Origin of the sequence: Streptomyces sp. NPDC088354 (assembly GCF_044753585.1) — a bacterium.
Taxonomy (GTDB): Bacteria; Actinomycetota; Actinomycetes; order Streptomycetales; family Streptomycetaceae; genus Actinacidiphila.
The window spans coordinates 79,811-92,694 of the sequence record NZ_JBIVNJ010000016.1; the positions used below are offsets into that span (position 1 = coordinate 79,811).

General features: G+C 72.0%; 11 protein-coding genes. 10 read left to right on the top strand and 1 reads right to left on the bottom strand.

Translation table 11 applies throughout. The features are described 5' to 3' along the window. The first annotated feature begins 148 nt into the window (after window positions 1-148). The 6 genes from ACIP98_RS23300 (at window position 149) to ftsH (ending at window position 8,576) form a co-directional block, all read left to right on the top strand. On the top strand, window positions 149-1,510 hold the full coding sequence (locus ACIP98_RS23300) for an ammonium transporter (RefSeq protein ID WP_319659732.1): 1,362 nt from the start codon (window positions 149-151) through the stop codon (window positions 1,508-1,510). Next, window positions 1,507-1,845 (top strand): P-II family nitrogen regulator, encoded by a 339-nt coding sequence (locus ACIP98_RS23305; RefSeq protein WP_319659731.1) that lies wholly within the window; start codon window positions 1,507-1,509, stop codon window positions 1,843-1,845. The genes ACIP98_RS23300 and ACIP98_RS23305 overlap by 4 nt, the downstream gene beginning before the upstream one ends. A gap of 61 nt (window positions 1,846-1,906) precedes the next feature. Beyond that, window positions 1,907-4,384: a [protein-PII] uridylyltransferase gene (locus ACIP98_RS23310; RefSeq protein ID WP_401977747.1), complete on the top strand. Its 2,478-nt coding sequence runs from the start codon at window positions 1,907-1,909 to the stop codon at window positions 4,382-4,384. A gap of 84 nt (window positions 4,385-4,468) precedes the next feature. Beyond that, complete coding sequence (gene ffh, locus ACIP98_RS23315; RefSeq protein ID WP_319659729.1) at window positions 4,469-6,001, top strand: signal recognition particle protein; 1,533 nt, start codon at window positions 4,469-4,471, stop codon at window positions 5,999-6,001. A gap of 73 nt (window positions 6,002-6,074) precedes the next feature. Further along, window positions 6,075-6,590 (top strand): GNAT family protein, encoded by a 516-nt coding sequence (locus ACIP98_RS23320; RefSeq protein ID WP_319659728.1) that lies wholly within the window; start codon window positions 6,075-6,077, stop codon window positions 6,588-6,590. A 36-nt stretch (window positions 6,591-6,626) separates the two neighbouring features. Next, complete coding sequence (gene ftsH, locus ACIP98_RS23325; protein WP_319659727.1) at window positions 6,627-8,576, top strand: ATP-dependent zinc metalloprotease FtsH; 1,950 nt, start codon at window positions 6,627-6,629, stop codon at window positions 8,574-8,576. Window positions 8,577-8,698: 122 nt separating this feature from the next. On the opposite strand, the gene ACIP98_RS23330 is transcribed toward ftsH, so the two are convergent. Beyond that, window positions 8,699-9,529, bottom strand: a complete 831-nt coding sequence (locus ACIP98_RS23330) for a methyltransferase domain-containing protein (protein WP_401977749.1) — start codon at window positions 9,527-9,529, stop codon at window positions 8,699-8,701. 226 nt (window positions 9,530-9,755) lie between these two features. On the opposite strand from ACIP98_RS23330, the gene proS reads away from it, so the two are divergent. The 4 genes from proS (at window position 9,756) to ACIP98_RS23350 (ending at window position 12,843) form a co-directional block, all read left to right on the top strand. Beyond that, window positions 9,756-11,168, top strand: a complete 1,413-nt coding sequence (proS, locus tag ACIP98_RS23335) for a proline--tRNA ligase (RefSeq protein ID WP_401977751.1) — start codon at window positions 9,756-9,758, stop codon at window positions 11,166-11,168. A 190-nt stretch (window positions 11,169-11,358) separates the two neighbouring features. Further along, the gene (locus ACIP98_RS23340; protein WP_319659724.1) at window positions 11,359-11,949 is read left to right on the top strand and encodes a hypothetical protein; all 591 of its coding nucleotides are present in this window, start codon (window positions 11,359-11,361) and stop codon (window positions 11,947-11,949) included. Window positions 11,950-12,169: 220 nt separating this feature from the next. Beyond that, window positions 12,170-12,601, top strand: a complete 432-nt coding sequence (gene rpsP / locus ACIP98_RS23345; RefSeq protein ID WP_319659723.1) for a 30S ribosomal protein S16 — start codon at window positions 12,170-12,172, stop codon at window positions 12,599-12,601. 2 nt (window positions 12,602-12,603) lie between these two features. Next, window positions 12,604-12,843 (top strand): RNA-binding protein, encoded by a 240-nt coding sequence (locus tag ACIP98_RS23350; RefSeq protein WP_319659722.1) that lies wholly within the window; start codon window positions 12,604-12,606, stop codon window positions 12,841-12,843. Window positions 12,844-12,884 lie beyond the last annotated feature (41 nt).

A 12,884-nucleotide genomic window follows, 5' to 3' on the forward strand; every position in this document is an offset into this window, starting at 1 on the left:
ACCGTGACGTAACACAGCCGACTTCTTCGTCACGGCCTCGAAACACCGGGTGGCGCCCACGGAAACCCGCCTGGGACAACCTCATGGCGAAAACCGGCCCACAGAGCCCACTTCCCGCACGGGCCGTCCGGATGACGAGGAGACGCCGATGGCAGCAGGCATCTTGACGCTTGCCGCAGATACGCCCAAGTTGGACAGCGGTAGCACGGCGTTCATGCTGCTGAGCGCCGCACTCGTGCTCGTGATGACCCCCGGCCTCGCCTTCTTCTACGGCGGCATGGTGCGGGTCAAGAGCGTCCTGAACATGCTGATGATGAGCTTCATCGCCATCGGCATCGTCACGGTGCTCTGGACGCTCTACGGCTTCACCCTCGCCTTCGACTCCGGCAACGCCTTCATCGGTGGCTTCGACTGGGCCGGCATGCGGAACATCGGGATCTCCCAGCTGTGGGACGGCTACACCATCCCGATCTACGTCTTCGCCGTCTTCCAGCTGATGTTCGCGGTGATCACCCCCGCCCTGATCAGCGGTGCGCTCGCGGACCGGGTGAAGTTCGTCGCCTGGGCGCTGTTCGTCGCGCTGTGGGTCACGATCGTGTACTTCCCGGTCGCCCACATGGTCTGGGCGTCCGACGGCTTCCTCTTCACCCGCGGCGTGATCGACTTCGCCGGTGGTACGGCGGTGCACATCAACGCCGGTGCGGCGGCGCTCGGCGTGATCCTCGTCATCCGCAAGCGCGTGGGCTTCAAGAAGGACCCGTTCCGGCCGCACAACCTGCCGCTGGTCATGCTCGGCGCCGGTCTGCTGTGGTTCGGCTGGTTCGGCTTCAACGCCGGCTCCTGGCTCGCCTCGGACGGCGTCGCCGCCGTGGCCTTCACCAACACGCAGGTCGCCACCGCCGCCGCCATGCTGGGCTGGCTCGCCTACGAGCGGATCAAGCACGGCTCCTTCACCACCCTGGGCGCGGCCTCCGGCGCTGTCTCCGGCCTGGTCGCCATCACCCCGGCCTGCGGCTCGGTCAGCCCGCTCGGCGCCATCGCGGTCGGTGTCATCGCGGGTGTGGCCTGTGCCGCCGCGGTGGGCCTGAAGTACAGGTTCGGGTTCGACGACTCCCTCGACGTGGTCGGCGTCCACATGGTCGGCGGCATCGTCGGCTCCCTGCTCATCGGCTTCCTGGCCACCGGCGGCGTCGGCCAGACCGCCAAGGGCGTCTTCTACGGCGGCGGCTTCGACCAGCTGTGGAAGCAGTTCCTCGGCGTCGGCGTGGTCCTGTTCTACTCCCTGATCGCGTCGGCGATCCTTGCCAAGCTCATCGACCTGGTGATCGGATTCACGGTGAGCGAGGACACCGAGGTCGCGGGCATCGACCAGGCCGAGCACGCGGAGACCGGTTACGACTTCGCCGGTGTGGCCGGCGCCGCGCGCGCCCTGGTCTCCTCCCTGGACAACAGCAGTGGCAAGGGCGGCACCGAGGTGGCCGACAGCCCGTCGAAGAAGGTGGACGCGTGAAGCTCATCACCGCAGTGGTCAAGCCGCACCGGCTGGACGAGATCAAGGAGGCGCTGCAGGCCTTCGGCGTGCAGGGCCTGACGGTCACCGAGGCCAGCGGCTACGGCCGTCAGCGGGGCCACACCGAGGTCTACCGGGGCGCCGAGTACACCGTCGACCTCGTGCCGAAGATCCGCATCGAGGTGCTCGTCGAGGACAGCGACGCCGACCAGCTGATCGACGTCATCGTCAAGGCGGCCCGCACCGGCAAGATCGGTGACGGCAAGGTCTGGAGCCTGCCGGTCGACACGGCGGTCCGGGTCCGCACCGGCGAGCGCGGGCCGGACGCACTCTGAGACAGCGCGGGGCGCGGCCGGATTCCGGCCGCGCCCCTTTCGCACGGCGACGGGAGACAGTGTGACGGAGAGCGTCGAGGCCAAGGCCGGCGACAACACCCCGGAGGGCTATGCCGCCGCCCGGCTGGCGCTGCTGAACGACGACGGTCCCTCAGGACCGTCGCGCCGCAGGGCGCTGGCCGACATCACCGACCGCTGGCTGGCGGCGCTCGCCCACGGCGCGGCCGCCCGGGCCGGTGCCGGCACCTGGGCCCTGGTCGCCGTCGGCGGCTACGGCCGGGCCGAGCTCTCCCCGCGCAGCGACCTCGACCTGCTGCTCCTGCACGACGGCACCGGCAAGGCCGCGACCGTCGCCTCCCTCGCGGACGGCGTCTGGTACCCCGTGTGGGACCTGGGCGTCGCCCTCGACCACTCCGTCCGCACCCCGGCCGAGGCCCGCAAGACCGCGGCCGAGGACCTGAAGGTCCAGCTCGGCCTCCTCGACGCCCGCCACATCGCGGGCGACGCCGCCCTCACCGCGTCCCTGCGCACCGCCGTCCTCGCCGACTGGCGCAACCAGGCCCCCAAGCGGCTGCCCGCGCTCCACGAGCTCTGCATGGAGCGCGCCGAACGCCAGGGCGAACTGTCCTACCTCCTCGAACCCGATCTCAAGGAGGCCCGCGGCGGCCTGCGCGACGCCACCGCGCTGCGCGCCGTGGCCGCCTCCTGGCTGGCCGACGCGCCGCGCGAGGGCCTGGAGGACGCGCGTACCCGCCTGCTCGACGCCCGTGACGCCCTCCACCTCGTCACCGGCCGCGCCACCGACCGCCTCGCCCTGCAGGAGCAGGACCAGGTCGCCGCCGCGCTCGGCCTGCTGGACGCCGACACCCTGCTCCGCCAGGTGTACGAGTCCGGCCGCACGGTCTCCTACGCCTTCGACGTCACCTGGCGCGAGGTCGGCCGCGTCCTGCGGTCGCGGCAGATGCGCCCTCGCCGGCGCGGTCTGCTCGGCCTCGGCCGCCCCGAGCAGAGCGCGGCCGCGGCCGAGCGCACCCCGCTCGCCGAGGGCGTCGTGGAGCACGAGGGCGAGGCCGTCCTCGCCCGTACGGTCCGGCCGGAACGCGATCCTGTGCTGCCGCTGCGCGCCGCCGCGGCCGCCGCGCAGAACGGCCTGCCCCTGTCCCTGCACGCGGTCCGCCGGCTCGGCGTCGCCCAGGCCACCCGCCCGCTGCCGGTGCCGTGGCCCGCCGAGGCCCGCGAGCAGCTGGTGACGCTGCTGGGGGCGGGGGAGTCCACCGTCCCGGTGTGGGAGGCGCTGGAGGCCGAGGGCATGGTCACCCGGCTGATCCCGGACTGGGAGCGGGTGCGCTGCCGCCCGCAGCGCAACGCCGTGCACGTGTGGACCGTCGACCGGCACCTGATCGAGTGCGCCGTACGGGCCTCCCGGCTGACCCGCCGGGTCGGCCGCCCCGACCTGCTGCTCATCGCGGCCCTGCTGCACGACATCGGCAAGGGCTGGCCCGGCGACCACTCCGAGGCGGGCGAGGTCATCGCGCGCGACGTCGCGGCCCGCTTCGGCTTCGGCCGCGCCGACGTCGCGACGCTGGCCCTGCTGGTCCGCCACCACCTGCTGCTGATCGAGACCGCGACCCGCCGCGACCTGGACGACCCCGTCACCGTCCAGGGCGTCGCCGAGGCCGTGCGCGACACCGAGACCCTGGAGCTGCTGCACGCGCTGACCGAGGCGGACGCGCTGGCCACCGGCCCCGCCGCCTGGAGCGCCTGGCGGGCCTCCCTGGTCGCCGACCTGGTCAAACGGGTCGCCGCCGTCCTGGCGACCGGCGAGGTGCCCGAACCCGCGGCGCCCGAGACCACCGCCGAGGAGGAGCGCCTGGCGGTGGAGGCCGCCCGTACCCGCGGGCCGGTGATCGCGCTGCACGCCCATGCCGAGCCGGACCCCGAGGACGCGCCTCGTGCCGCGGCGGACGACGAGCCGGAGCAGGTCGGCGTCGAGCTGCTGCTCGCCGTGCCGGACCGCCCCGGACTGCTGGCCGCCGCCGCCGGCGTCCTGGCCCTGCACCGGCTCACCGTCCGGGCCGCCGACCTGCGCGCCGTCGACCCGATCGGCGACGGCCCGGTCACCCTGCTGCGCTGGCGGGTGGCCGCCGAGTACGGGTCCCTGCCCGAGGCGGCCCGGCTGCGCAACGACTTCGCCCGCGCCTTCGGGGGCTCGCTGGACATCGGGGCCCGGCTCGCCGAACGCGAGTCGGCGTATCCCCGGCGGCGCGGGGTGACGCCGCCCCCGCCGCGGGTCACCGTCGCCCCCGGCACCTCCAAGGCCGCGACCGTCATCGAGGTCCGCGCCCACGACGCCCCGGGCCTGCTGCACCGGATCGGTGCCGCACTGGAGAAGGCGGGCGTCAACGTCCGCTCCGCCCGGATCAGCACGCTCGGCGCCAACGCGGTGGACGCGTTCTACGTCACCGACGGCAACGGCGATCCGCTTCCCGACGTACGCGCGGCCGAGATCGCCGACCAGGTGGAGCGGGCACTGCGCTGACGCCATGGAGACCTTTCCCGGGCCGGGCGGATACCCTGGAGGGCGACCTACCTCCCGCCCCCGACCTGAGGATCCGCGACCGACGTGTTCGACACCCTTTCCGACCGCCTCGCAGCGACATTCAAGAACCTCCGGGGCAAGGGCCGCCTCTCCGAGGCCGACATCGACGCCACAGCGCGCGAGATCCGCATCGCGCTCCTGGAGGCGGACGTCGCCCTGCCGGTGGTCCGAGCGTTCATCAAGCAGGTCAAGGAGAGGGCCGCCGGCGCCGAGGTCTCACAGGCGCTGAACCCGGCCCAGCAGGTCATCAAGATCGTCAACGAGGAGCTTGTCGGCATCCTCGGTGGCGAGACCCGCCGCCTGCGTTTCGCCAAGCAGCCGCCGACCGTGATCATGCTCGCGGGTCTGCAGGGTGCCGGTAAGACCACGCTGGCCGGAAAGCTCGGCCTCTGGCTGAAGACCCAGGGCCACGCCCCGCTGCTCGTCGCGGCCGACCTCCAGCGTCCCAACGCCGTCAACCAGCTCCAGGTCGTCGGCGAGCGGGCCGGCGTCGCCGTCTTCGCCCCGGAGCCGGGCAACGGTGTGGGCGACCCGGTGCAGGTGGCCAAGGACTCCATCGAGCACGCGCGGGGCAAGCAGTACGACGTCGTGGTCGTCGACACCGCCGGCCGCCTCGGCATCGACGCCGAGATGATGCAGCAGGCCGCGGACATCCGCGACGCCGTGCAGCCCGACGAGATCCTCTTCGTCGTCGACGCCATGATCGGCCAGGACGCGGTCAACACCGCCGAGGCCTTCCGCGACGGCGTCGGCTTCGACGGTGTGGTGCTGTCCAAGCTCGACGGCGACGCGCGCGGTGGTGCCGCGCTGTCCATCGCGCACGTCACCGGCCGCCAGATCATGTTCGCCTCCAACGGCGAGAAGCTGGACGAGTTCGACGCCTTCCACCCCGACCGGATGGCCTCGCGCATCCTCGGCATGGGTGACGTCCTCAGCCTGATCGAGAAGGCCGAGCAGACCTTCAGCCAGGCCGAGGCCCAGAAGATGGCCGAGAAGCTGGCCAAGGGCCCCAAGGAGTTCACCCTCGACGACTTCCTCCAGCAGATGGAGCAGGTCCGCAAGATGGGGTCGATCTCCAAGCTGCTCGGCATGCTCCCGGGCATGGCCCAGATCAAGGACCAGATCAACAACCTCGACGAGCGCGACGTGGACCGCACCGCCGCGATCATCAAGTCGATGACCCCGGGCGAGCGCCAGGACCCGATGATCATCAACGGCTCCCGCAGGGCCCGCATCGCCCGCGGTTCCGGTGTCGACGTCAGCGCGGTGAAGGGCCTGGTCGAGCGGTTCTTCGAGGCCCGCAAGATGATGTCCCGGATGGCCCAGGGCGGCATCCCGGGGATGCCGGGGATGCCGGGCCTGGGTGGCGGCCGCCAGAAGAAGCAGCAGAAGAAGGCCAAGGGCAAGCGCCAGAGCGGCAACCCGCTGAAGCGCGCCGAGGAGGAGAAGGCCGCGGCCGCTCGCCGGGAGCAGCAGGCGGGCAACGCCTTCGGGGTCCCGCAGGACCAGGGCAACCAGTTCGAACTGCCCGACGAGTTCAAGAAGTTCATGGGCTGAGCCCCTCGACCCGTGCCGTGCCGGAGGCGCCCCCGAGACGGGGGCGCCTTCGTCGTACGGGCATCATGGACGCATGCGCGTTCACATCCGCCCGCCGGAATTCGCCGACGCTCCCGCGTACCGCGAGGCCGTCCTCCGCTCGGCCGAGCACGTGGGCCAGTGGAATCCCGTCGAGCCGGACGGGCTGCCGGAACTGCTGCGCCGCCAGGGTCCGGTCCTGCGGACCTTCCTGATCATCGACGAGGAGACCGGCGACATCGCCGGGAAGTGCAACGTGGCCAACATTTCCATGGGCCGCTTCCGCAACGCCTCGCTCGGCTACGACAGCTACATGCCCTTCGTCGGTACGGGCCGGATGACCGAGGGACTGCGCCTGGTGGTGGACCGCTGCTTCACCGCGGAGCCGCGCGGGCTGGGCCTGCACCGGCTGGAGATCAACGTCCAGCCGGAGAACGAGCGCTCGGTCGCCATGGCCAAGCGGCTGGGCTTCCGCCACGAGGGCTTCTCACCCCGGATGCTCTACCTGAACGACGCCTGGCGGGACCACGAGCGCTTCGCGCTCACCGCCGAGGAGTGGCCCGGAGCCTGAGGGGCGCACTCGGGCGGCTGTCCGTATGGTGCCAATATGGCCAATTCGGTACCGCCTCGGAAGAACCCGGGCGACCCGTGGCGGGCGGAGGGAGCTCCGTCGTCGCCGCCCACCAGGCGACGGCGCAGGCTGGGCGGCTGGGGCGGGATGATCCTGGCCGCGGTCGCCGTGTTCCTGATCACCGACCTGGTGCTGTCGCTGGTCGCCGGATCACGCCCGACCACGATCTCGTACTCCGAGTTCGGCCGGCAGCTCGCCGCGAACAACATCTCGAAGATCTACTCCAAGGGCGACGCCATCGAGGGCCAGCTCAGGGAGGCCGCCCCCGCGCCCAAGGGCTCGGGGGACAAGACGTACACCCAGTTCAAGACCCAGCGGCCGGTCTTCGCCAAGGACGACCTGTGGGGCGCGCTGACGAAGAACAAGGTCACCGTCACCGCGCAGCCCGTCGTCCAGCAGCGCGGCATCCTCTACAACATCGCGCTGTCACTGGCGCCGGTGCTGCTCCTGGTCCTGCTGTGGCTCTTCGTCGCACGCCGGATGAGCCGGCTGACCGGCGGGGGAGGCCTCGGCGGGCTGGGCGGCTTCGGCCGCAGGACACCCGTGCCGATCCGGCCCGACGAGGGCCGGCGCACCACCTTCGAGGACGTCGCCGGCATCGACGAGGTCGAGGCCGAGCTCAACGAGGTCGTCGACTTCCTCAAGCGGCCCGACGCCTACCGGGCGCTCGGCGCGCGCATGCCGCGCGGCGTGCTGCTCGCGGGACCGCCCGGCACCGGCAAGACGCTCCTGGCACGGGCCGTCGCCGGTGAGGCGGACGTGCCGTTCTTCTCCGCCTCCGCGTCGGAGTTCATCGAGATGATCGTCGGCGTGGGCGCCGGCCGGGTGCGCGAGCTGTTCGCCGAGGCCCGCAAGGTCGCCCCCGCGATCATCTTCATCGACGAGATCGACACCATCGGCCGCGCCCGCGGCGCCGCCGGCGGACTCGGCGGCCACGACGAGCGCGAGCAGACGCTGAACCAGATCCTCACCGAGATGGACGGCTTCTCCGGCTCCGAGGGCGTCGTCGTCATCGCCGCCACCAACCGCCCCGACGTCCTCGACCCCGCCCTCACCCGGCCCGGCCGCTTCGACCGCACCGTGCACGTCAGCCCGCCCGACCGGACCGGCCGCGAGGCGATCCTCCGCATCCACCTGCGCGACGTCCCGCTCCAGGCCGACATCGACCTCACGCGGGTCGCCCGCGCGACCCCCGGCATGACGGGCGCGGAACTCGCCAACCTCGCCAACGAGGCCGCCCTGCTCGCTGTCAAGCGCGGCAGGAAGACCGTCGGGCAGAGCGAGCTCTCCGACGCCCTGGAGAAGGTGCAGCTCGGCGCCGCGCGGCCGCTGGTGCTCTCACCCGAGGAGCGGCGCCGCACGGCGTACCACGAGTCCGGCCACGCGCTGCTCGGCATGCTCCAGCCCGGCGCCGACCCGGTACGCAAGATCACTATCGTGCCGCGCGGCCGCGCCCTGGGCGTCACCCTCTCCACGCCCGACTCCGACCGCTACGCCTACAGCGAGGAGTACCTGCGCGGCCGCATCATCGGCGCCCTCGGCGGCATGGCCGCCGAGCACGTCGTCTTCGGGGTGATCACCACCGGCGCCGAGAACGACCTGGAGCAGGTCACCAACCTCGTGCGCGGCATGGTCGGCCGATGGGGGATGAGCGACCGGGTCGGGCCGCTGTCGGCGATCCCGGCCGACGCCCAGCAGCCGTACGGGCTGTCCGCCGCCCCGTCCACCCTCGACGTGGTCGACGCAGAGATGCGCCGCATCGTCGACGAGTGCTACGGCACCGCCTGCCGCCTCCTGGACCAGCACCGCGAGCAGCTGGACTCGCTGGCCGAGCGGCTCCTGGAGGCGGAGACGCTGGAGGAGGGCGAGGCGTACGCGGCCGCCGGCATCCCCCGGCTGGAGAAGCCGTCCGGAAGTCTCGGCTAGGGCCCGGTCTGCCGCTGTGCGCCCCGCGCGCTCCGGGCCCGGGGTCTTTCGGGCAGGCCGTGTGGCGAGTGGGCCGAAGGGCCGCTGCGGGTACCCCGGAGGTGAACCGGGCCCGACGCGGGTCAGACCCGCGCGACCAGGTAGCGGAAGACGTTCTCCATCCGCACGGTGCCGTCCGCGCGCCGGTAGGGGTGCAGTGCCTCGCGCAGTTCCTTGCGGACCTGGTCCACGTCCGTGGCGGCCGCCGCCGCGTCGAAGAGCCCGGTGGAGACCAGGCCACGGACCGCGCTGTCCATGTCGGGGTAGCCGAACGGGCAGGACACCCGGCCGGAGCCGTCCGGGCGCAGACCCGCACCGCGGGCCATGTCCTCGAGGTCGTCCCGGCCGCTGAGCCGGGTCTCCACGGCGGCGCCGCGCGGCTCGGCCAGGCGTGCGGCGACCCGCAGCACCCGTCCCGTCGCGCACCGTTCGGGCGGTCCCCAGCCGGCCAGGACGACGGGGCTGCCGCGCTCGGCGAGGCCGGACGCCGCACGCAGCGCCGGTACCAGTGCCGACGGCGGCGCCGCCGGGTCGAACGCGGTGATCACCGTGAACGGTGGCGCGTCGTTCGTGGCCGCGGCCGCGGCCTCCGGGCCGCCGGGGACGAGCCGGGTACGGCCGCGGGAGGGTGCGGGGATGCCCCATTGCGGGGCCGGGAGCAGTCGTTGCCGTGCGAGTGCCAGCCGCTGGTCGTCGGGGTCGCAGCCGGTGACGGTGGCCCCGCGGGCGGCGGCCATGAGCAGCGCGAGCCCCGAACCGCAGCCGACGCCCAGCAGGCGTGTGGCGGTGCCGACGCCCAGGCGCTCGTACACGGCTTCGTAGAGCGGCACGAGCATCCGCTCCTGGATCTCGGCCCAGTCCCGCGCCCTGCCGTCGGCCCGGTGGATGCGTGGGTGTGCGAGCGTAGGTGTCATAGATCGCCCCTTCAGCCGCGTCGCGGTCTCGCTGAAAGCTTTCCTCGTACGCTCCCCCGTTACGCCGCGCATGTTCACGGTTACGCGGCGCATGCCCCCTAGGTCAGCCAACTCCCCTTCCGGGCCGTAGTCCAGAGGTTTGAAGGCGGGGATTGAGCCGAACCCGCGGCCGGAGTGCGCCCCGTCGATTCACGTCCGGCGGCGGCGGACCCGTACCATCTGCGGCATGGCAAAGGCTCCCGTACTCACCCCCCAGGCTGACGACTTCCCGCGCTGGTACCAGGACCTGATCAACAAGGCCGAACTGGCCGACAACGGCCCGGTGCGCGGCACCATGGTCATCCGGCCGTACGGGTACTCGCTGTGGGAGCGGATGCAGCAGGAGATGGACGCACGGATCAAGGAAGCGGGCGCGCAGAACGCGTACTTCCCGCTCTTCATCCCGCAGTCCTACCTGACCCGGGAGGCCGAGCACGTCGAGGGCTTCGCCCCGGAGCTGGCCGTGGTCACCCACGGCGGCGGCAAGGAGCTGGAGGAGCCGGTCGTCGTCCGGCCCACCTCCGAGACCATCATCAACGAGTACTTCTCCAAGTGGGTGCAGAGCTACCGCGACCTGCCCCTGCTCATCAACCAGTGGGCCAACGTGGTCCGTTGGGAGATGCGCTCGCGGCTGTTCCTCCGCACGAGCGAATTCCTCTGGCAGGAGGGCCACACCGCGCACGCCACCTTCGAGGACGCGCGGGACTACGCCGCGATGATCCACCGCGACGTCTACGGCGACTTCATGACCGGCGTCCTCGGCATCGACGTCCTGCTGGGCCGCAAGACCGCCCGCGAGCGCTTCGCCGGCGCCATCAACACCCTCACCCTCGAAGGCATGATGGGCGACGGCAAGGCGCTGCAGCTGGGCACCAGCCACGAGCTGGGCACCAACTTCGCCAAGGCCTTCAACACCTCCTACCTGTCCAAGGAAGGACAGCAGGAGCTGGTCTGGCAGACCTCCTGGGGCACGTCGACCCGCATGGTCGGCGGCCTGATCATGTCCCACGGCGACGACAACGGACTGCGCGTGCCGCCGCGGCTGGCGCCCGTGCAGGCCGTCGTGCTGGCGATCAAGGGTGACGACGAGGTCGTGGCCAAGGTCCGCGAGATCGGCGACCGGCTCAAGGCCGCTGGCATCCGTGTGCAGGTGGACGTGCGCACCGACACCCCCTTCGGCCGCCGCGCCGTCGACTGGGAGCTCAAGGGCGTGCCCGTCCGCGTCGAGGTCGGCCCGCGCGACCTGGAGAACGGCACCGCGATGCTGGCCCGCCGCATCCCCGGCGGCAAGGAGCCGGTGGCCATCGACGAGCTGACCGCGCTGATCCCCAAGGCCCTTGAGGAAGACCAGGCCACGCTGCTGCGCCAGTCCCGCGAGCGCCGCGAGGCGCGCACCGTGGACGTCGCGACGATCGGCGAGGCCGCCGAGGCCGCGGCCACCGGCTGGGCCCGCATTCCGTGGGCGGACCTGGGCCCGGAGGGCGAGGCCAAGCTCGCCGAGCAGGGCGTGTCCGTGCGCTGCCTGCTCACCGAGGACGGGGCTGTGCCGGAAACGGACGACGCGCCGGGTACCGTGGCGGTCGTCGCGCGGGCATACTGACCGTCAGATGACTGAAAAGCGACGTACGTAATCGGCAGTACGTCCTTGCTTGAGGCGGGTGCGTGGCTTCTCCGCTGTTCTCCGCACCCGCCCTCAGGCGTACTCATCATCCTGAACTGACTAGTACGTGCAAAATATTTGGGATGGCCCGGTATCGGAACACCGGGCGCCCCCGGCTCGTTGTCACGACGTGAGCACGACACCACCAGTCCTCGCCGCCGAGCTGGCAGTCGCATGGGCCGACATTCAACGGCACCACCCCGAGCTGCCCGATCTGGCCGCCCCCGAGTCCCTGATCGGAGAGTCCTCGTCCGCTTGCGGCACGGAGCTCTCCTTCGAGCGCCTGCTGCACGAGGCCGTCCACGGAGTAGCCGCCGCGCGCGGCGTCCGGGACACCTCGCGGGCGGGCCGCTACCACAACCGTCGGTTCCTGGCCATCGCCGATGAGCTCGGCCTGGACCACTCGGAGGAGCCGCATCCCAGCAGCGGCTTCTCCCTGGTCCAGATGCGCCCCGACACCAAGAAGCGCTACCGGGCCACGATCGACCGGCTGCAGCGCGCCCTCAGAGCGCACACCGCGGCGACCACCGCCGACACCGCCCGCAGCTTCCGCGGGCCGGCCGCCCGGCACGGGTCCTCGGGTGGCGGCGTTCGGGTGAAGGCGGTCTGCGACTGCGGGCGCAATGTCCGGGTCGTGCCGTCCGTGCTCGCGCAGGCCCCGATCGTCTGCGGGGCGTGCGGAACACCCTTCCGGATCCCGGAGACCGCGGCGGTCGCCTGAGGCGGCCGCCCGCGGCGGCGGGTGCGCGGAGCGCCGCCGGGGACGTTCCCGGCGTGCGGCGGCGTGCCTGCCGTATGGCACAATGGTCAGCTGAGCACTCGGCAGCCGTGCAGGACCCCTCTCTCCTTCGGCTGACGCGTCCGTCGGGCATCCGGCTCCACAACCCCACGTGGCGGTCAGGTGTGCCCAACCCACGTCAACACCAGGAGAACCCACTCCCGTGGCAGTCAAGATCAAGCTGAAGCGTCTGGGCAAGATCCGTTCGCCTCACTACCGCATCGTCGTCGCCGACTCCCGGACCCGCCGTGACGGCCGGGCCATCGAGGAGATCGGCCTGTACCACCCGGTCCAGAACCCGTCGCGCATCGAGGTCGACGCGGAGCGCGTGGCGTACTGGCTGGGTGTCGGCGCGCAGCCGACCGAGCCCGTGCTCGCGATCCTCAAGAAGACCGGCGACTGGCAGAAGTACAAGGGCGAGCCGGCTCCGGCCCCGCTCCTGGTCGCCGAGCCCAAGGCCGACAAGCGCGCCCTCTTCGAGGCTGCCGCCAAGGACGCCGGGGACGAGCCCAAGGGTGAGGCCATCACCCAGAAGGCCAAGAAGTCCGACAAGAAGGACGAGGCCGCCGAGGCGGCCGAGTCGACCGAGGCCTGATCGTGCTCGAGGAGGCCCTCGAACACCTGGTCAAGGGCATCGTCGACAATCCCGATGACGTGCAGGTCGCCGAGCGCACCCTGCGTCGCGGGAAGGTCCTGGAGGTCCGGGTGCACCCCGATGACCTCGGCAAGGTGATCGGCCGCAACGGCCGTACCGCCCGTGCCCTGCGTACCGTCGTGGGCGCGATCGGCGGACGTGGTGTCCGCGTCGACCTCGTCGACGTCGACCAGGTTCGCTGAGAAACGAAGCACCGGCACGGGCCGGGGGAGGCGTCACCGCC

Bases quoted from the DNA above. Each gene is read 5' to 3' on its own strand.
- ftsH (WP_319659727.1), top strand. From the start codon at position 6,627: ATGGCCAATTCGGTACCGCCTCGGAAGAACCCGGGCGACCCGTGGCGG.
- ACIP98_RS23330 (WP_401977749.1), bottom strand. From the start codon at position 9,529: ATGACACCTACGCTCGCACACCCACGCATCCACCGGGCCGACGGCAGG.
- ACIP98_RS23320 (WP_319659728.1), top strand. From the start codon at position 6,075: ATGCGCGTTCACATCCGCCCGCCGGAATTCGCCGACGCTCCCGCGTAC.
- proS (WP_401977751.1), top strand. From the start codon at position 9,756: ATGGCAAAGGCTCCCGTACTCACCCCCCAGGCTGACGACTTCCCGCGC.
- ACIP98_RS23300 (WP_319659732.1), top strand. From the start codon at position 149: ATGGCAGCAGGCATCTTGACGCTTGCCGCAGATACGCCCAAGTTGGAC.